This is a genomic window from Streptomyces sp. NPDC006208, from assembly GCF_040613775.1.
Taxonomy (GTDB): Bacteria; Actinomycetota; Actinomycetes; order Streptomycetales; family Streptomycetaceae; genus Streptomyces.
This window is the reverse complement of record NZ_JBEXSW010000012.1, coordinates 92,735-112,056: the sequence shown is the minus strand read 5'-3', so window position 1 is coordinate 112,056 and position 19,322 is coordinate 92,735. Positions and strand designations below refer to the sequence as shown.

15 protein-coding genes and 2 pseudogenes are annotated in these 19,322 nt (G+C 69.7%); 7 read left to right on the top strand and 10 right to left on the bottom strand.

From position 1 onward, the window contains the following. Nucleotides 1-107 precede the first annotated feature (107 nt). Nucleotides 108-2,558, top strand: coding sequence for a DNA topoisomerase IV subunit A (locus tag ABZ208_RS12265; RefSeq protein WP_356909404.1), 2,451 nt, complete (start codon nucleotides 108-110; stop codon nucleotides 2,556-2,558). 16 nt (nucleotides 2,559-2,574) lie between these two features. Here ABZ208_RS12265 and ABZ208_RS12260 read toward each other — a convergent pair whose 3' ends face one another. Beyond that, on the bottom strand, nucleotides 2,575-3,675 hold the full coding sequence (locus ABZ208_RS12260; RefSeq protein WP_356909403.1) for a GTP-binding protein: 1,101 nt from the start codon (nucleotides 3,673-3,675) through the stop codon (nucleotides 2,575-2,577). Between the two features lie 88 nt (nucleotides 3,676-3,763). Further along, on the bottom strand, nucleotides 3,764-5,464 hold the full coding sequence (locus tag ABZ208_RS12255) for an RICIN domain-containing protein (protein WP_356909402.1): 1,701 nt from the start codon (nucleotides 5,462-5,464) through the stop codon (nucleotides 3,764-3,766). A gap of 553 nt (nucleotides 5,465-6,017) precedes the next feature. Between ABZ208_RS12255 and ABZ208_RS12250 the strand changes: the two genes are divergently transcribed. Next, nucleotides 6,018-6,683, top strand: a complete 666-nt coding sequence (locus ABZ208_RS12250) for a DUF6082 family protein (RefSeq protein WP_356909401.1) — start codon at nucleotides 6,018-6,020, stop codon at nucleotides 6,681-6,683. 107 nt (nucleotides 6,684-6,790) lie between these two features. Next, complete coding sequence (locus ABZ208_RS12245; RefSeq protein ID WP_328395584.1) at nucleotides 6,791-7,027, top strand: hypothetical protein; 237 nt, start codon at nucleotides 6,791-6,793, stop codon at nucleotides 7,025-7,027. An 84-nt stretch (nucleotides 7,028-7,111) separates the two neighbouring features. On the opposite strand, the pseudogene ABZ208_RS12240 reads toward ABZ208_RS12245, so the two are convergent. Continuing rightward, nucleotides 7,112-7,483 (bottom strand): annotated as a pseudogene (locus ABZ208_RS12240) (DUF3459 domain-containing protein); the annotation flags it as partial. Nucleotides 7,484-7,500: 17 nt separating this feature from the next. Continuing rightward, entirely contained in the window at nucleotides 7,501-8,442 is a 942-nt protein-coding gene (locus ABZ208_RS12235; RefSeq protein WP_356909400.1) for a LysR family transcriptional regulator, read from the bottom strand. Nucleotides 8,443-8,667: 225 nt separating this feature from the next. On the opposite strand from ABZ208_RS12235, the gene ABZ208_RS12230 reads away from it, so the two are divergent. The 3 genes and pseudogenes from ABZ208_RS12230 to ABZ208_RS12220 form a co-directional block, all read left to right on the top strand. Next, a complete protein-coding gene (locus ABZ208_RS12230) occupies nucleotides 8,668-9,249 on the top strand; it encodes a DUF6817 domain-containing protein (protein ID WP_356909399.1) in 582 nt (193 codons plus the stop codon). 152 nt (nucleotides 9,250-9,401) lie between these two features. Next, nucleotides 9,402-11,126: a sensor histidine kinase gene (locus ABZ208_RS12225; protein WP_356909398.1), complete on the top strand. Its 1,725-nt coding sequence runs from the start codon at nucleotides 9,402-9,404 to the stop codon at nucleotides 11,124-11,126. Beyond that, nucleotides 11,123-11,230, top strand: a pseudogene (locus ABZ208_RS12220) (two-component system response regulator); the annotation flags it as partial. The gene ABZ208_RS12225 and the pseudogene ABZ208_RS12220, both read left to right, overlap by 4 nt. A gap of 71 nt (nucleotides 11,231-11,301) precedes the next feature. On the opposite strand, the gene ABZ208_RS12215 reads toward ABZ208_RS12220, so the two are convergent. The 5 genes from ABZ208_RS12215 to ABZ208_RS12195 form a co-directional block, all read right to left on the bottom strand. Further along, complete coding sequence (locus ABZ208_RS12215; protein ID WP_356909397.1) at nucleotides 11,302-12,924, bottom strand: cation acetate symporter; 1,623 nt, start codon at nucleotides 12,922-12,924, stop codon at nucleotides 11,302-11,304. After that, complete coding sequence (locus tag ABZ208_RS12210) at nucleotides 12,921-13,403, bottom strand: DUF485 domain-containing protein (protein WP_356909396.1); 483 nt, start codon at nucleotides 13,401-13,403, stop codon at nucleotides 12,921-12,923. The genes ABZ208_RS12215 and ABZ208_RS12210 overlap by 4 nt, the downstream gene beginning before the upstream one ends. Before the next feature lie 98 nt (nucleotides 13,404-13,501). Then, nucleotides 13,502-14,176: a response regulator transcription factor gene (locus tag ABZ208_RS12205; RefSeq protein WP_356909395.1), complete on the bottom strand. Its 675-nt coding sequence runs from the start codon at nucleotides 14,174-14,176 to the stop codon at nucleotides 13,502-13,504. Then, nucleotides 14,173-15,303, bottom strand: a complete 1,131-nt coding sequence (locus ABZ208_RS12200; protein WP_356909455.1) for a histidine kinase — start codon at nucleotides 15,301-15,303, stop codon at nucleotides 14,173-14,175. The genes ABZ208_RS12205 and ABZ208_RS12200 overlap by 4 nt, the downstream gene beginning before the upstream one ends. 133 nt (nucleotides 15,304-15,436) lie before the next feature. Beyond that, complete coding sequence (locus tag ABZ208_RS12195; protein WP_356909394.1) at nucleotides 15,437-17,563, bottom strand: DNA topoisomerase IV subunit B; 2,127 nt, start codon at nucleotides 17,561-17,563, stop codon at nucleotides 15,437-15,439. Between the two features lie 434 nt (nucleotides 17,564-17,997). On the opposite strand from ABZ208_RS12195, the gene ABZ208_RS12190 reads away from it, so the two are divergent. Next, a complete protein-coding gene (locus ABZ208_RS12190; protein WP_328395600.1) occupies nucleotides 17,998-18,228 on the top strand; it encodes a hypothetical protein in 231 nt (76 codons plus the stop codon). Between the two features lie 147 nt (nucleotides 18,229-18,375). On the opposite strand, the gene ABZ208_RS12185 is transcribed toward ABZ208_RS12190, so the two are convergent. Further along, on the bottom strand, nucleotides 18,376-19,209 hold the full coding sequence (locus tag ABZ208_RS12185) for a serine protease (RefSeq protein WP_356909393.1): 834 nt from the start codon (nucleotides 19,207-19,209) through the stop codon (nucleotides 18,376-18,378). Between the last annotated feature and the right edge of the window lie 113 nt (nucleotides 19,210-19,322).

The window sequence follows — 19,322 nt, the reverse complement described above, 5'->3', positions numbered from 1 at the left end:
GCTGACACCTGGCGAAGTTCCCGGGTCGAGGTCGGCGTTGTCAGTGGGACGGTCCACAATGGTCCGCGTCAGATCCAGACCTGGTACGTGAAGGAGCAGCAGCCGCGATGGCCCGCCGCAGCACGAAGACCCCACCGCCGGACGATTTCGAGGAGAGGATCCTCGACATCGACGTGGTGGACGAAATGCAGGGCTCCTTCCTCGAGTACGCGTACTCGGTGATCTACTCCCGGGCCCTGCCGGACGCACGTGACGGCATGAAGCCGGTGCACCGCCGGATCGTGTACCAGATGAACGAGATGGGTCTGCGGCCGGACCGCGGCTATGTGAAGTGCGCCCGTGTCGTCGGCGAGGTCATGGGCAAGCTGCACCCGCACGGCGACGCGTCGATCTACGACGCGCTCGTGCGCATGGCGCAGCCCTTCTCCATGCGGCTGCCCCTGGTCGACGGCCACGGCAACTTCGGCTCACTGGGCAACGACGACCCGCCGGCCGCCATGCGCTACACCGAGTGCCGCATGGCGGACGCCACGAGCCTGATGACGGAGTCGATCGACGAGGACACGGTCGACTTCGAGGCGAACTACGACGGCCAGGAGCGCGAGCCGGTCGCACTGCCCGCCGCCTATCCGAATCTGCTGGTCAACGGCGCGTCCGGTATCGCGGTCGGTATGGCGACGAACATGCCCCCGCACAATCTGGGCGAGGTCATCGCCGCCGCCCGCCATCTGATCCGGCACCCGGGCGCCGACCTCGAGACCCTCATGCGCTACGTACCGGGACCGGACCTGCCGACCGGCGGCCGCATCGTGGGCCTGAGCGGCATCAAGGACGCGTACGAGAACGGCCGGGGCACGTTCAAGATCCGCGCCACGGTCACCGTGGAGGACGTGACGGCGCGCCGCAAGGGCCTGGTCGTCACCGAACTGCCCTTCACGGTCGGCCCGGAGAAGGTCATCGCGAAGATCAAGGATCTGGTCTCGGCGAAGAAGCTCCAGGGCATCGCGGACGTCAAGGACCTCACCGACCGGCGGCACGGACTGCGGCTGGTCATCGAGATCAAGAACGGGTTCATCCCCGAGGCGGTCCTCGAGCAGCTGTACAAGTTGACGCCGATGGAGGAGTCCTTCGGTATCAACAATGTGGCACTGGTGGACGGGCAGCCGCTGACCCTCGGCCTCAAGGAGCTGCTCGAGGTCTACCTCGACCACCGCTTCGACGTGGTGCGCCGGCGCAGCGAGTTCCGCCGCACCAAGCGGCGCGACCGGCTGCACCTGGTCGAGGGCCTGCTGGTGGCCCTGATCGACATCGACGAGGTCATCCGGCTGATCCGGTCCAGCGAGAACTCCGCGGAGGCCAAGCAGCGTCTGATGGAGCGCTTCTCGCTCTCCGAGATCCAGACGCAGTACATCCTCGACACACCCCTGCGGCGGCTGACGAAGTTCGACCGCCTGGAGCTGGAGAGCGAGCGCGACCGGCTCAACGCGGAGATCGCCGAGCTGACCGCGATCCTGGAGTCGGACGCAGAGCTGCGCAAGCTCGTCTCGGGCGAACTGGCCGCGGTGGCGAAGAAGTTCGGCACCGAGCGGCGCACGGTGCTGCTGGAGTCGGCGGCCACGCCGGTGTCCGCGGTGGCGCTCGAGGTCGCCGACGACCCGTGTCGGGTGCTGCTGTCCTCGACGGGCCTGCTGGCGCGTACCGTCACCGGGGAGCCGCTCCCCGACGACGGCGGAAAGCGCAGCAAGCACGATGTGATCGTCTCGGCCGTTCCCGCGACCGCGCGCGGTGACGTGGGCGTGGTGACCTCGGCCGGGCGGCTGCTGCGGCTGTCGGTGATCGATCTGCCTCAGCTGCCGCACACCGCGTCCACGCCGAACCTGTCGGGCGGGGCCCCGGTCGCCGAGTTCCTGTCCCTGGAGGCCGACGAGACCGTGGTGTGCCTGACCACGCTCGACGAGTCCTCGCCCGGCCTCGCGCTGGGCACCCTGCAGGGCGTCGTCAAGCGCGTGGTGCCCGACTACCCGGCGAACAAGGACGAGTTGGAGGTTATCGCCCTCAAGGACGGGGACCGCATCGTGGGCGGCGTCGAACTGCGTACGGGCGAGGAGGACCTGGTCTTCATCACCTCCGACGCCCAGCTGCTGCGCTACCCCGCCTCGCAGGTGCGGCCGCAGGGCCGCGCGGCGGGCGGTATGGCCGGCATCAAGCTGACGGACGGGGCCGAGGTGATCTCGTTCACCGCGGTCGACCCTGCCGCGGACGCGGTGGTCTTCACGGTGGCCGGTTCGTCGGACACGCTGGACGACGCGCCGACGACGGCGAAGCTCACGCCGTTCGACCAGTACCCGCGCAAGGGGCGCGCGACCGGCGGTGTGCGCTGCCAGCGCTTCCTGAAGGGTGAGGACAAGCTGATTCTGGCCTGGGCGGGCGCGGCCCCGGCACGTGCGGCGCAGAAGAACGGCTCACCGGCCGAGCTGCCGGAGCCCGACCCGCGCCGCGACGGTTCGGGGACGCCGCTGACCTCGCCGGTCGCGGTGCTGGCCGGCCCGGCGAGCTAGGGCCCTTCTTCGAGGATCAGGCCCGGTCGTCGCTGTCGAAGGGGTCGGACGGTTCGCCGTCCGGCTCCTTCGGCACAAAGCGCAGGACACCCCACATGCTGCGCTCGTCGGGACGGTCCTCGGGTCCGTTCTGCGCGCAGGCGTCCAGCTCCTTGCCGAGCGCCGGGGCATCGATGCCCGAACCGATGAGCACCAGCTGTGTCATGCGCTCCTCGCCGGGCGGCCAGGGCTGCGGGTAGAACCGCAGAAACCGTCCGACGGCGTGCACGGCGTACCGGTTGCGCGGATCGGCGGCGCCGAAGTCGACGAACCCCTTGATCCGGTACAGCCCGGCGGGCCTCGAGTCGAGGAAGTCCATCAGCCGGCGGGGGTGCAGGGGCAGCGCCGAGGTGACGGCCACGCTCTCGTACGCGGCGTGCAGATGGTCCTCGTGGCCGTGCTCGTGGTCGTAGGCGTCCGCGTACAGGTCCTCGAAGGAGAGCTGTCGTACGTCCGCCTCCTGCTCGGGGCGCCCCGCCGCAGGGTCGAGGAGCAGCTCGGGGTCGACGCGACCGTACTCGGCGCCGATGACCGGGGTGCCTGCGGCGAGTTCGGCCAGCGTGGCGTGCAGTCGGTCCAGTACGGCCGGCGCGACCCGGTCGGTCTTGTTGAGCACGATCAGATCCGCGACGGCCAGATGCCGGTCGATCTCGGGGTGCCGTGCCCGCGTCCGGTCGAACTCGGCTGCGTCGACGACCTCGACGAGCCCGCCGTACACGACGCGCGCATTGTCGCCGGCGAGGATCATCCGCACGAGCTCCTGGGGCTCGGCCAGCCCGCTGGCCTCGATGACGATCACATCGATCCGGGCACCGGGGCGGGTGAGCCGGTCCAGATAGTCGTCCAGCTCGCTCGCGTCGACGGCGCAGCACAGGCATCCGTTGCCGAGCGAGACGGTGGAGCCGACCTGTCCGGCAACCGTCATGGCGTCGATCCCGATGGAGCCGAAGTCGTTGACGACGACCCCGATGCGGTTGCCACCGTTACGTCGCAGGAGGTGGTTGAGCAGCGTGGTCTTGCCGGATCCCAGGAAGCCCGCAAGGACGACGACGGGGATCTGCGACTTGGTCACGCTCACGGCGGCACCTCGGTGGTTCTGGACTGCTCGGGCCGCCCCCAGGATAGGGCGCGGCGCGAGCACCGCACGATGCGCTCGGCCCGCCCCTCTAGGAGCCGCCCGCGGTCCAGCGCTGGTCGCTGTCTCCGTCGGTCGGGTCGAACTCAAGGGAACTGCCTTCGGAGTCTCCCGCGGGCTCAAGGGCGAAGTCCGGTGCGATCCGCGGGTGTATGGCCCCTGATCCGTCGACGGTGAAGAGCAGGTTCAGGCCGTTCCTGCCGTTGACGGAGGCGCAGGACCAGATGCCGACGCCGCGGTCGGTGTCACCGCGCGAGTCGAGGCAGTAATCGGGGTCCTCGTTGCTGCGCAGGAGGCCGTTGGGATCCACGCTCCACTGCTGGGTCCGGGCACCGGTGCAGCGAGCCGTGACGACATCTGTGCGGTTTTCCATCACGCCGTCCTCGATGTCCAGGCACAGTCCGGATTCCGCGTTGACGATCTGGATGAATCCGCCTCCGACGGCGATCGGCACGGCCCGGGGAGGCGCGCTCTTCGTGGGGGCGGCTGCCGGTGATTCGGCGGCGGAGGCCGATGCGCTGGGGCTCGGCGAGCGCGAGGGCTTCTTCGGCTTCTTGGTGGGGCTCGCGGACGGGCTTGCAGTGGTGCTCGCCGACGGCGCGGCTGCCGGCACGGCTGCCGGGGGCCAGGACTCCTGGCGCACGGGCTCCTCCGCGCGGTTGCGGACGGAGTCGGAGTTCTCGGAGGCGGTTGCCAGCAGCGTCCCGGCGACGACGGCGACTGCGACCGCGGCAGCGACAAGGAGAACGGCGCGGGGCTGCCGCACACCGTTCGGTCGCGTGCCGTCGCTCCGGGGCGACTTGGCCAGGGCAGTGAGCCGCGCCAGGCCGGACGCGGGCTTCGTGCTGCCGGGCGGCTGCGGTACGTCGTCGAGCCGCCCGCGCAGCAAGGCGCGGGCCGCGTAGACCGCTCCGCCCCACCGGAGCAGGCCCTCCGCGAACACCGCCCGTGGGTCGTCCGCCATCCGCGTCAGCTCGGTCACCAGCCCTGTACAGCTGGGGCATTCGGCCAGATGGAGCGTCAGATCCTCGCTGTAGCGCCGGTCCCCCGGCCGCGCCGACGCCTCGATGATGCGGCGGAACCCCAGGCACTTCCGGTCCCCGCTGCGCTCCAGATACGCCTGGATGCAGGCCTGGCGCAGAGCGTCCTGTGCCTTGATCCGCAGCTCGGGAACGAGATCCGGGCGGATGCCGAGGTAGGTCGCGACCGTGGCATCGGGTTCCTCGTCCACCACCGCGTACCAGAGGACGCCGCAGGTCAGCTCGGGCAGCCGGTAGAAGCCGGTGAGCATGGCGGACGAGGCCTCGGCCTCGGCGCGCAGGTTCTCGGGAAGACCGGGTGCGTGGCCCTCGGCCGTCCCGTCGATCCACGCGGCGAACTCGGGTGCGAGGAGGTCCCGCCGGCCGCCGGCTGCCCAGGTGGCGCCGATCCGCTGAACATGCATCAGCAGATGGTGACGCCAGGTACCCCTGGGCTCGATCCCCCGGCAGGCCTCCTGGGTGGCGAGGCCGAAGGCCTGGACGGCCAGTTGGTAGCCGGCGACCTGGTCACGCCCGCAGAGCCGGGCGTAGGAGATGACAGCGGCCTGGTGGCGGCGCTTGAGCTCCTGGGAGGCGAGATGGGCGGCCGGGGCACCGGCGCGAATGCGCTCGGTGAGCTCCGCATCCGAAAGGGCGGTACCGACCGGCTTGTCGTACGTGGCGTCCGGACCGACCTGGTGGAGCTCTGACACGCTCGTGACTCCTCGCTCACTACGACAGCCGCCTCGCCTGCTCGTCGGCGAACGAGTCGGAGTTACCAGCCGGAAACAAGAGCCCATGGTGGAGCAGCGAGCCCTGCGGGAAAAGTGTTTCCGCGGGTAAGCCGTGTCCGAAAACGCATCGCGGGGCAACGGTCACCTCGGGGCCGGCTCGAAAGACCGTGCCCTCGTTCATTCACAGCCGGGCGAGGCTCATCGGTCGGCAGTGGGCGACGAGCCTGCGGCGATTGCTCAGTCACCACTGCATCCTCGCAGGCCACACACTCCGCCGGGACGGCGGGAGCGAGCAACCCCGGCCCCCAAGTGAACGATTGTTAGCAGCGCGCAACGGGCACACATTCGACACGGCAAGCGGAAAAACGCCACTGCGTTCCCTCCGTGCGCCGTTCCTCCGCCTCCCCGCCGGTCAGAGCCGCTCGGCACTCTGGGAGTCGGCGCACGCAGTCAACGACCACTGCCACCGGCCCCGCAACGCCCGTCCTCTGCCCGGCCCGGTGATCGGTCGCCTGTGATTCGGGGGCTTGACATGAACACGCAGGGAAATCGGCAGCAGCGGGGGGTGGCGGCCGGCATCGCGCTCGTCCTCGCCTCCGTGATAGGCGTGGTGGGCCTGGTCGCCGCGCTCAGTCTCGCCATCAGCACTTCGATGGAGGCTCTCGCACCGGACACCGACATCTCGCCGGCGAATGCCGTCTTCTCCGGCCTGGCTTTCGGCGCGGTCCTCGTCGCCCTGGTGATCCAGCACGGCCAGCTCCGCCGCCAGAACTCCAACCTCGGCACCCAGCTCGAACACATGGCAGCCGCAAACAGCTACCATCGGCGCGCCGACATCACCAATCAGCACCGCCTGCACTTCGAGCTGCTGTCCAAGGCACTCGACGATCCGGACCTCGCCGCAGTACTGGATGCCTACGAAGGCGACATCCCACCCCTGAAGCAGCGTCAGTATCTGTACGCCAACGCCTTGTACAACAATGTCCTGCACGCCTACCGGATCGGCTCGACGAGCTGGGACGATCTTCCGGCGCACCTGGAGGCACTCAGCAGGAACGAGATCTTCCGTGAGTACTGGTCCGTCACCAGGCCACACCGTGCCCGTCTCCGGTACGAGTCGCAGGAGGCCCAGTTAGGACGCAGGCTCGACCGGCTGATCGCCGATGCGGACGACGCAGCCGACCGCGACGCCGAATGATCGACAACGCTCCCCGTTTCCCCCCGGAACACGAACTGACGGTTCGTCACCAATGTACGCTGATCCCTTTCCCTCATCCGCCCCTCGAGACCCCAGGGAACGGCGCAGTGAAGATCTTGCGTAGGATCGGAGCCTCTCCTCGCGAGCGTGGAAGTTTGTCCGGGCAAACCTGCCCGGACATTTTCGAGCTCAGCGACGGACGCTTCGCCGTGATCGGCACCGAGGCGACAGCCACGCTCGACCAAGAGCTACCGGCCGACGCCGCGCGAGCGGACTACGAACGGATCGTGATCATCAGTCGCGAGACGCTCATCAGAGCCAAGGCGGACATCCCCGACGCTTGACCCGGCACGAAGGGATCAACACGTGCCCGGGGCCCACAGGCGCCGGGCACGTTGTCGTGTCCCGAGGGTGCGCACGGCGCGGGATCAGGTGCTCAGCCACACCGCCGTGTCCTGGGTCAGCCGTCCCTCCGCGTCGAGCGTGCCGCTGGTCAGCAGGACCCCGGTGTGGGGCGGGAGTTCAACCGGGCTCGCACCAAGGTTGACCACGCAGGCCAGGCCGTCCGTGCGGGTGAAGGCGAGGACCGAGGGCCGGGTGTCCAGCCAGGTCAGCGGGCCGTCGCCGAAGCCGGGGGTGGTGCGCCGCAGCCGCAGGGCCTCGCGGTACAGGTTCAGCATCGACCCCGGGTCGTCGCTCTGGCGGTCGGCTGCGTAGGCCTCCCAGCCCTGCGGCTGCGGCAGCCACGGCTCCGTACGCGAGCCGAATCCGCTGAAGGGCGCGTCCGCGGCCCAGGGCAGGCAGTCTGCGCGTGCGGCTACTGATCTTTGCCGGGCATCAGAGTTGCCTCTCCGGCGCACAGCGGTGGCGTCTGCGCACAGCTGTCGGCGACCGCATCGGCGAAGGTCCGGGCAAGCGGGGAGAGCGCGTCCCAGCGGCGTACGGCCCAGCCGACGGACAGTGGCGGCAGCGCGGGAATGGGGATGAGGCGAAGCGGGCCGCCGTCGCCGGGCTTCGGTGGACGCGGCACGGCGGGCACGACGGCGTGCCCCAGGCCGAGTTCGGCAAGCAGTAGGGCCGTGTCCCAGTCGGCGACGCTCGTGTCCGAACCGGCTCGGACGCCCATTCCGGCGAAGACGGCGTCCAGATGGGCGCCGGAGGTCGAATTCGGCGGCAGCCGGACGAGACGGATGTCCATGAGGTCGGAGACGTCGATGCGCGCCCGGGTCGCGAGCGGATCGTCGGACCGCACAGCGAGTACCCAGGGCAGGCTGACAACGGGTCGCTGCTCGATGCCACGCACCGGGGCGCCGATGGTGATCCAGGCCAGGTCGAGGTGGCTGGCCAGGAGGGCGTCGAAGCAGCTGCGACTGGAGGTCTCGGTCTGGAACTCCAGGCTCACCCTCGGGAAGCGCCGGCGGAAGGAGACGATCGCTTCGGCCATGAAATGCCGGACAGTCGTACCGCCCGTCGCGATCCGCACGGAGCCGCTTTCTCCGTTCACAAGATCGCCGAGGCGGCGCAGCGCAAGATCGAGCCCGCCGATCCCCTCGGCGGCGGCGTCGCGCAGGATCCGCCCGGCCGCTGTCGGCACGACCCCGCGCGGCTGACGCTCCAGCAGGCTCACACCGGTCTCCCGCTCCAGGCGTTTGACGTGCTGGCTCACCGCCGACTGCGTACAGGACAGGTCCCGGGCCACGGCGCTGAGGCTTCCCGCCCGGCACACGGCCACGAACACACGCAGGTCATCCAGAGTCACGGCACCCAAGTTATACCTAAGACCAGGAGAGCAATCTCCAGGATTGACTGGGGGGCTGAGGGGCCAGAAGATCGTCGCAGGGCCCAGGCGGCAACCCGTCCGGTGCCTTCGCGCGGATCCGGACCAGCGAAGGCGCCGTACGGGTGCCGACCGACCCGGCACCGAAAGGACACGGACACTGTGCCTGCTCCCCCTGCTGCCGCGGCTGACCGAGCCGTTGCGCTCATGCGCCGGTCCGGCGCCGAAAGCATCGCCCACCCCGGCGGCACTCTCCTTGCCCACCTCCAGCGCGTACAGGCCCGGCTCGCCGCGTGGCGAGCCCGCCCCGCCCTCCAGCTCGCCGGTCTGTGCCACGCCTTCTACGGCACCGACGGCTTCCCAACAGGCCTGCTGCCACCGGATCGCCGTACTGACCTTTCGGCGGTGATCGGCGCGGAGGCTGAGGCCATCGTGTATCTGTACGCCTCATGCGACCGGAAGGCCACCTACCCGTCTCTCAGCCAGGCCGACGCCGCCTTCCACGACCGGTTCACCGGACGCTCCCACATTCCAGGACCCCGGTTGCGTCGGGACTTCGTCGAACTGTCGGCCGCCAACGAACTCGACCTCGCCCACGGCGACCCTGCTTTCCGTGACAAGTGGGGCACTGAGCTGCTTGACCTGTTCACCCGACTCCAGGACTTGCTGAGCGCTGACGCCTGGCTCGACTGCCGTACGGTGCTTGCCGCACCTGCGCACCGGCCTCACCATGAACGAACGCGACGCACCGGTTCCGACCCGTCAGCGTGGACGACCGACCAGCACTGACACGGGGCGGACGATCGGCCACTGCCGCGGTCTTCACTCGTGCGTCTACTGGCATGGCGCCGTCAATCGGGCCTCTGTCGTTCCGCCTGGAGGGCCGACCTCCGGCACACACGAAATTTCGGTAGGGGCCACTGCTCCCCTTAACGTTAGGCATGAGCCGCGTACCGACCGTCCCCGCCCGGCGACGGCGATTCGGCTGGCCGCAGCGGGTGTTCTCCCAGGTCCTGCTGATGCAGCTGGCCATCGCCACCGGAGTCACCGCGCTGGCCACCGGGCTGTTCCTCGCGCCGCTCAGCGCCCAGCTCGACGACCAGGCCATGCGGCGCGCACTTGCGATCGCCGAGACCACCGCGTCACCGGAGCTCGCCGAGGACCTGACCGCCACCCGGCCGACCGCCACCGGTCCCGTGCAGGCCGAGGCTGAACGGATCCGGCAGGCCACGGGCGCCGAGTACATCGTCGTGATGGACCACAACGGCGTGCGGTGGTCCCACACCTCCCCCGGCGAGATCGGACGGATCGTGTCCACGGACCCCAGCGATGCGCTGGCGGGCCGGGAGGTGATGGAGATCGACAGCGGCACTCTCGGCCGCTCGGCCCGCGGCAAGGCGCCGCTGCGCGACGCCGACGGCCACATCGTGGGTGCGGTGTCGGTGGGCATCGAGTACGACAGCGTACGCGCCCGGCTGCTGGCGGCGATCCCAGGCCTGCTCGCCTATGCGGGCGGGGCGCTGGCCATCGGGGCGCTGGCCGCTTATCTGATCTCCCGCAGGCTGCAGCGGCAGACCCACGACCTCGCCTTCTCCGACATCGCGGCGCTGCTCGCCGAGCGCGAGGCAATGCTGCACGGCATACGGGAGGGCGTCGTGGCCCTCGATGCTTCCGGGCGGATCCGGCTGCTGAACGACGAGGCACAGCGGCTGCTGGGCCTCGGCGCGGATGTCACCGGGCGACCGCTGGACGAAGTCCTGGGCGAGGGGCGCACGACCGATGTGCTGGCCGGCCGGGTGAGCGGCACGGACCTGCTGACCGTACGCGGCAGCCGGGTGCTGATCGCCAACCGGATGCCGACGGACGACGGCGGTGCCGTGGCCACGCTGCGCGACCGCACCGAGTTGGAGCAGCTCGGCCGGGAGCTGGACTCGACGCGGGGCCTGATCGACGCCCTGCGCGCGCAGGATCATGAGCACGCCAACCGAATGCACACACTGCTCGGGCTGCTGGAGCTGGAGATGCACGAGGAGGCGGTGGAGTACGTGACCGAGGTGGTCGGGGTGCACCGGGCCACCGCGGAGCAGATCACGGAGAAGATCCATGACCCGTTGCTGGCCGCGCTGCTGGTGGGGAAGGCGACGGTGGCGGCGGAGCGCGGTGTCTCGCTGCGCATCTCCCCCGTGACACTGCTGCCCGACCGGCTGGTGGATCCGCGCGGGCTGGTCACAGTGGTCGGCAACCTCGTGGACAACGCGCTGGACGCGGCCGCGGGCTCCGAGGGCCCGCGGATCGAGGTGGAGCTGCGCGCCGAGGGACGCACGGTGGTGCTGCGTATCGCCGACAGCGGACCGGGCGTCCCGGACGGGCACCGTGAGCTGATCTTCAACGAGGGCTGGTCCACCAAGGAACTGCCGGCCCATGGCAAGCGAGGGCTGGGCCTGGCCCTGGTGCGCCGGTTCGCGCAGCGCCAGGGCGGCAGCGCGCAGGTACGCGAGGCCGCTGCCGGTGGCGCCGAGTTCACCGTCGTACTCCCCGAAGCGCTGACCGAGCCGGAGCCGGCGGCCGCGGAACGCGGAGCGACGGACGCAGTTCCGGGCGGGGTGGCCGCACCCGCGGGCCGAGCAGCCGTGGAAGACGCCTCCGCGGGAGAGGCTGCCCGATGACCCACGTACTGGTCGTGGACGACGACATCCGGGTCGCGGAGATCCACGCGGCCTATGCGTCCGTGGTGCCCAACTTCCAGGTCGTCGCGCAGGCCCACTCGGCCATCGCGGCACGCGCAGGGGTCGGCCGGCAGACGGCGCAACGCACCTGGTCCGCCTGGACAGGGCAGTACACCTAGACCGCGCCGGCGCCTGTGAGCGCCCGTACCTCCGTCTCGGCGTGCTTGGCGGCATCCGGCGGCTCGGACGAGATGACCGTGCCGATCCACCCGGCCAGGAAGCCCAGCGGGATCGAGACGAGTCCAGGGTTCTCCAACGGGAAGAGATGGAAGTCCACGCCGGGGAAGAGCGCCTGGGGACTGCCGGAGACCACCGGGGACAGCACCACGAGCAGCACGGCCGGGACGAGGCCTCCGTACACCGACCAGACCGCGCCACGGGTGGTGAAGTTGCGCCAGAACAGCGAGAACAGCAGCACGGGCAGATTGGCGGAGGCCGCAACCGCGAAGGCCAGCCCCACCAGGAAGGCGACATTGAGATCGCGCGCCAGCAGGCCGAGTGCGATCGCGATCGCACCGATACCCACCGCGGCCACCCTGGCCACCGCGACCTCGCTGTACTGGGCCCGCGCGTGTCTGCCGGACGCGGCTCCGCGCGCACGTCGGCGGTGCAGCGAGGCGTAGAGATCGTGGGCCACCGAGGCCGACGATGCCAGCGTGATCCCCGCGACGACTGCCAGGATCGTCGCGAACGCCACGGCGGCGACCACCGCGAACAGGACGGCGCCTCCGGACGAGCCCGCTCCCCCGCCGAGGTCGAGGGCGAGCAGCGGCACGGCCGTGTTTCCCGCGGCGCTCGACTTCCGTACCTCGTCCGTACCGACCACGGCCGCGGCGCCGAAGCCGAGCACGATCGTCATGAGATAGAAGCTGCCGATGAGACCGATGGACCAGACGACCGAGCGGCGGGCGGCCCGCGCGGTCGGCACGGTGTAGAAGCGCGACAGGATGTGCGGCAGCCCTGCCGTACCGAGGACCAGCGCCAGGCCCAGGCTGATGAAGTCCAGGCGCGCGGTCCAGTCCCCGCCGTACCGGAGTCCGGGTGAGAGGAAGTCCTTGCCGTGGCCGCTGCGTTCGGCAGCGGTGGTGAGCAGCTCGTTGAAGTCGCCGTGGAAGCGGATCAGCACCAGCACGGTCATCGCGACCGCGCCGGCCATCAGCAGCACGGCCTTCACGATCTGGATCCAGGTGGTGGCTCGCATCCCTCCCATCGACACGTAGATCACCATCAGGGCACCCACTCCGACGACGGTCCACGAGCGCGCGGCCTCGCTCGTCCCGCCGAGCAGCAGCGCGACCAGGCTTCCCGCCCCGACCATTTGCGCCACCAGATACAGAACGGACACGGTGACCGAAGAAGTTCCCGTGGCGATGCGGACGGGGCGTTCTCTCATCCGGGACACGATGACATCGGCCAGGGTGAACCGGCCGCAGTTGCGGACCAGTTCGGCGACGAGGAACAGGACGACGAGCCAGGCGACCAGAAAGCCGACGGAGTAGAGCATCCCGTCGTAGCCGAAGAGCGCGATGAGCCCGGAGATACCGAGGAAGGAGGCGGCGGACATGTAGTCACCCGCGATGGCGAAGCCGTTCTCCATGGGCGAGAACAGCCGCCCGCCGGCGTAGAACTCCTCCGCCGAGCCGTGCCTGTTGCGGCTCACCCATGTGGTGATGCCGAGCGTGACCGCGACGAACGCGCTGAACAGCAGCAGCGCCAGGGCCTGGTGATCGCCGTTCAACGCTCGGCCCCTCGCGTCATCTCCTGGGTGTCCCAGCGCAGTTCGAGGGCGGCTCGATCCCGCCGCAGCCGGGCATGGCGGGCATAGGCCCAGGTCAGCAGGAAGGTGGTGAGGAATTGAGCGAGCCCGGCGACCATCGCCACATTCACCGCCCCGGCCACGGGTCTTGCCATCAGGTCCGGCGCGGTGGTCGCGGCGACGACATACGCCAAGTACCAGACGAGGAAGCCGATGGCGCCCGGAACGACGAAGCGCCGGTAACGGCTGCGTACCTCCTGGAACGCGGCGCTGCGCTGCACCTCCAGATAGATGTCGGCCGCGCTGCGGCCGGTGCCGGTGCCGCCTGCGGCCGCGGCGTCCGGCGGTACGGACGCGGGAGTTCCTGTGCCGTCCACATCGCCCCAACCGGAGGCCAGTGCGTCGTACCAAGGGTCCTCGAGCCGCACAGCTGCGGCATCCCGCCCGTCCTGCTTCTCCACCGCTCAACTCTCCTTGCCAGCGAACCGTTTCGGCCGCTTGCCCAAGGATGGACAGATGGGGAAGATCCCGGACTCTTCTCTCCGTGCTCTTCACCCCATCAGGTGATGCGGTTCCGGGGCGGCTGCGCGAGGCCCTCGCGGTAGGCGTAGCGCACTGCCTGGGCCCTGTCGTGGAGTCCGGCCTTGGCGAACAGGTTGTTGATGTGGGTCTTCACGGTGGCGGTCGAGATCTGCAGGCTGCGGGCAATGTCGGCGTTGCCGAGGCCCTCCGCGATCAGGGTGAGCACCTCGCCCTCACGGGCGGTCAGGCCGTCGGGCAGCCGCGGCGTGGCCGGCTCGGTCTGTGCCGTGACCTGCTCGAGCAGTCTTTGCTGCACCACCGGGGAAAGCCCGGCCCGTCCGGCGACGACATCGCGGATGGCCCGCGAGATCTCGTCGCCGTCGGCGTCCTTGGTGAGATAGCCGCGTGCGCCCGCACGCAGCGCCGGGAAGAGGGAGTCGTCGTCCGCATACGTGGTGAGCACCACCACCTGGGTCGCAGGATGCTCACGGCGGATACGGCGGGTGGCCTCGACCCCGTCGCAGCGGGGCATCCGCAGGTCCATCAGGACGACATCGGGAGCGAGTTCGGCGACCAGGGCGAACGCTTCCTCACCGTCCCTGGCCGAGCCCACGACCTGGATGCCGGGCAGCAGTCCCAGCAGCATCACGATGCCCTCGCGCACCACCGCCTGATCATCGGCGACGATCACTCGGGCGATCTGCCCGGTCATGCCGGCACTCGCAGCCGCACCACGAAGCCCTCTCCGTCCGGTCCTGCCTCCAGCGAGCCGCCGAGCAGTTCCGCCCGCTCCCGCATCCCCAGAAGACCGTACCCGCTGCCTGATGCGGTGAGATCACCCTGCGCCGCACCGGCGCCCGAGTCGCGTATGTCCAGGGCGATTTCCTCCTCCTGATAAGCGAGCAGCATCCGTACGACCGCTCCGGGCGCGTGCTTGCGCACATTGGTGAGTGCCTCCTGCGCCACTCGTCGCACGGCCTGCGAAGCCTCGGCGCTCAACGGCCGCCGCTCCCCTGTCACTTCGGCCACGACTCCGTCGGCGGCGGCCAGCTCCGACAGATAGTCCTCGACCGGCGCCAGCTCGCCGCGCAGCGCGGAGAGCGCCTGCCGGGTCTCGGCGAGCCCTTCCCGGGCCATGGCGCGCGCCGCCACGACGCGCTCCAGGATCTGGTTCCGGAATATGCCTTCCGGTTCCTGTTCGATCCGGAGCCTGGCCGCCTCCAGGTGCACCAGCTGGGCGGAGAGGCTGTGTGCCAGCACATCGTGGATCTCGCGAGCGATCCGGGCCCGTTCGGCGAGGGCCGCGGAGGTGGCCTCGGCTTCGCGCGCGGCCCGCTCGTGGGCAAGGAGCCGGAAGCCGGTGCCCCTGGCGGCGGCGTCCAGGCGCAGCGAATAGCCGGCCAGCAGTACGGCCGCCGTGGTGAGCAACGGCCCCAGCTCCGTGTCGTCGGTCAGCACGAACCCCGGGACCAGCACCGCGACGGTGCCGACCGCGGCGCCGAGCGGAAGCCGCTCCATCGCCATGACCCCGGTGCAGACCCACAGCACGGTCGCCGGAACGGCCGCCCCGCCCTTGTACGCCGCCGCACCGATGGCAGCGACGGCCGCGAGCATCCCGAGCGAGGGCAGCAGCCGGTTGGCGAGGGTGGTGGCGCGGTATCCGATGACCGCTGCGGCGCAGCCGAGGAAGCCCAGCAGCGGAAGCACCGCCCGCGGACCGTCGAAGGCCTCCGATGCGTAGGCGCTGTAGCCCGCCCAGCTCGACAGCGAGACGATCAGGACGCCGTCGAGCACCGTCCGGGCCCGGGGGATGCCGACGCGCGTGAGCGACTCCCGCATCGGCCACCCGGCCCACCTGTCACGAGCCACTGCGGCCCCCCTCCGTCGGCTTCGATGCTACGGAGCGGGCGCCGTGGGCGGATCGGCGCAGGGGTGGAGCTCGCGACTCCACCCCTGGGTGGGCAGGGCCCGGTCAGGCGTCGATGCGCGAACGGTCCAGGGTGGCCGCCGAGCTGGTGATGAACTCCTTGCGTGGTGCGACCTCATTGCCCATGAGCAGGTCGAAGACCTGCTCGGAGGATTCCAGGTCGCCGATGTTGATCCGGCGCAGGGTGCGGTGGCGCGGGTCCATCGTGGTCTCGGCCAGCTGGTCGGCATCCATCTCACCGAGGCCCTTGTAGCGCTGGATGCTGTCCTTGAACCGGATGCCCTTGCGCTGGAACTCCAGCAGCGTGGTGCGCAGTTCGCTGTCCGAGTACGTGTACACGTACTTGTCCTGGCCCTTCTTGGGCTGGGTCAGCTCGATGCGGTGCAGCGGCGGCACGGCGGCGAACACCCGGCCGGCCTCCACCATGGGCCGCATATAGCGCTGGAAGAGCGTGAGCAGCAGACACCGGATGTGCGCACCGTCGACATCGGCGTCGACGAGCAGCACGATCTTTCCGTACCGCGCCGCGTCGATGTCGAACGTCCGGCCCGAGCCCGCCCCTATGACCTGGATGATCGCACCGCACTCGGCGTTCTTGAGCATGTCCGAGACGGACGACTTCTGTACGTTCAGAATTTTTCCGCGGATCGGCAGGAGCGCCTGGAACTCGCTGTTGCGCGCGAGCTTGGCGGTGCCGAGCGCGGAGTCTCCCTCGACGATGAACAGCTCGCTGCGCTCGACGTCGTCGCTCCGGCAGTCGGCGAGCTTGGCCGGCAGCGAGGAGGACTCCAGGGCGGTCTTCCGCCGCTGCGCCTCCTTGTGCTGGCGCGCCGCGATGCGCGTACGCGCGGCGGCCACGGTCTTCTCCAGCACCGCACGGGCCTGAGCCTTGGCGTCGCGCTTGGTGGAGGTCAGGAACGCCTTGAGTTCCCTGGCGACGACGTTGGCCACGATCCTGTTGGCCGCCGAGGTGCCCAGAACCTCCTTGGTCTGCCCCTCGAACTGCGGCTCGGCGAGCCGCACCGTGACGACCGCGGTCATGCCCTCGAGGGCGTCGTCCTTGACGATGTCGTCCTCGGCCACGCGCAGCAGCTTGGCGGAGCGGAGCACCTCATTCACCGTTTTGGTCACGGAGCGCTCGAAACCGGTGACGTGGGTGCCGCCCTTGGGCGTGGCGATGATGTTGACGAACGACTTGACCGTGGTGTCGTACCCGGTGCCCCAGCGCAGGGCGATGTCGACGGCGAGTTCGCGGGTGACCTCGGTGGGGGTCATGTGACCGCGGTCGTCGAGGACCGGGACGGTCTCCTTGAAGGTCCCCTGCCCGGTGAGACGCAGTACGTCGCAGACGGCTTTGTCCTGGGCGAGGAACTCGCAGAACTCGCTGATGCCGCCGTCGAAGCGGAAGGTCTCCACACTCTTGCCGTCACCGGCCTCCGCGGCATCGCCGCGCTCGTCGCGGACGACGATGGTCAGGCCGGGCACGAGGAAGGCCGTCTGGCGGGCACGCTGGTGCAGGTTCTCCAGGGAGAGCTTGGCGTCCTTGAGGAAGATCTGGCGGTCGGCCCAGTAGCGCACCCGGGTGCCGGTGCGGGCCTTGGGCACACGCTTGCCCTTGAGCAGACCGTTGGCCGGGTCGAAGGGGGCGTCCGGGCCGGACTCGGTGAAGATACCGGGCACACCACGCCGGAAGCTGATCATGTGGGTGGAGCCATTGCGGTCCACCTCGACGTCGAGGCGGGCCGACAAGGCGTTCACCACAGATGCGCCCACGCCGTGCAGACCGCCGGAGGCGGCGTACGAGCCGCCGCCGAACTTGCCGCCGGCGTGCAGCTTGGTCATCACGACCTCGATACCGGACAGGCCGGTCTTGGGCTCGACGTCGACGGGGATGCCGCGGCCGTTGTCCTTGACCTCGACCGACCCGTCCTCGTGAAGGATGACGTCGATGTGGTCGCAGTGGCCTCCGAGGGCCTCGTCCACGGAGTTGTCGATGATCTCCCAGAGGCAGTGCATCAGACCACGGCTGTCGGTCGACCCGATATACATGCCGGGGCGCTTGCGGACGGCCTCGAGCCCTTCCAGGACGAGCAGGTGCCGCGCGGTGTAGTTGGAACCGTCACGGTCTGCAGTCAGCAGCGCTGTGGACGGCACGGACGTTTCGGCGGTCACGCGGTTCGCTCCTCGCTGAATTTCAGATGTGGCCAAGTGGGGTAAAGGCCCGGGCGTCGGTCGCCGGTCAGAGCGTACCGAGGCCTGGTAGAGCCGATGTAACGCCACCCTCGTGATTTCTTATGCTAGTCCAGCCTCGCATACATGTTCGATCCCTCGATGGGGTGACGTGCACATCACGTTCCCTTCGAGGCATGAACCATTTAGGCTCCGGGCACGTCCTCATGAACAACCGGCAACTCAGCCGGGAGGGCCAAAAGAGACAAGCAACGCGAAATCCGTAGAGCGAAGCAATACGGCTCATTCGCCGCCAACCGGCAACAGACAGCCACCTTGGGAAGAAGTTTCAAGGAGAAGCCACGAGCGGGAACGTTTCCGGCCTGGTTGGATGTTGACCCTGGTACGACAGCTCGTCGAGCTAGAGAAGAGGCGACGTGACTACTGTTCTGACCCCCGCGAGCCCGCTGACGGCGGCAGACCGCTGTGACCGATGCGGCGCCCAGGCATATCTGCGCGTCGTCCTGATCAGCGGTGGTGAACTGCTCTTCTGCGCGCACCACGGGCGCAAGTTCGAGCCGGAACTCAAGAAGATCGCCGCAGAGATACAGGATGAGACGGACCGACTGACGGCCGTGCCCGCAGCGACCGGCGAAGAGGAACGCTGACACCTCGCATCCACGACGAGCCAAAGGCCCGGTCCTGGACCGGGTGACGGGCGGCTTCCCCTGAACACCAGGGGCAGCCGCCCGCTCTCGTTCGGTCACCGCCGCGGCGCGTGACCCGCGGCCGACCAACCCCGGGTCCGGTCGGGCTCAGCCCCCTCCGATGCCGTTCCTGGCCACCGTCCCGACCCTGGTGTACACGCCGGGACCATCGGCCCGCCCGCAGCCGCTGCCCCACGAGACCAGACCGATCAGACGCCCGCGGGCGACCAGCGGTCCCCCGCTGTCCCCCTGACAGGCGTCGTGCCCACCGCGCAAGTCCCCCGCGCACACCATCGTGGCCTTCGCGTACAGCCCGCCGGGGCCGCCCGGATACGCGGTAGCGCACGTCTCGTCCGGCAGCACCGACACCTGCGCCGCCCGCAGCGACGGCGCATAGCTCCCGTCGCCCTTCATGTCGCCCCAGCCGTAGACCTTCGCCGGTGTGCCCGGCTCGTAGGCTGCGTCGCCCTCGCCCGCCAGCGGCAGCACCGCGGACGCGGGCAGCGACTCCGCCAGGGTCAGCACGGCCATGTCGGAGCTGTTGGCCGCCGCGTCGAAGGCGGGCGCGATCCAGGCACTGCGCACGAGGATCTCCCGGCCCTGCGAGCCGGTCAGCTCGGAACGCCCGGAGATCACCCGCAGATCCCGTACGTCACTGACTTCTTTGCCGAGGACGGTCCGGCTCAGACAGTGGGCCGCCGTCATGACCTTGTCGGGTGCCACCACCGCCCCACCGCAGAATTGTCCGGCCCGGGTTCCTCCGAACCGGTCACGGCTGGAGAGGGCGACGACCCAGGGGTTTTCCTCGATCTTCACCGGAAAGCCGCCGACGACGACGCTGTCGGCCACGGCGGGCGGGGGCAGGACCAATGGAGCCGCGAACACCGCGGCGAGCAGGGCCGACACCCGGGCCGGACCTCGGAGGGTGGAACGACGACGCATACAGCCTCCAGCACTCTGCGTGAATCCAGTCCACTCAGAGTCAGCCACTCGGGCCAGGTGCGCACCTGCGGGGCACGCAGAAGGGCCCGGCGTCCTTCGCGGATGCCGGGCCC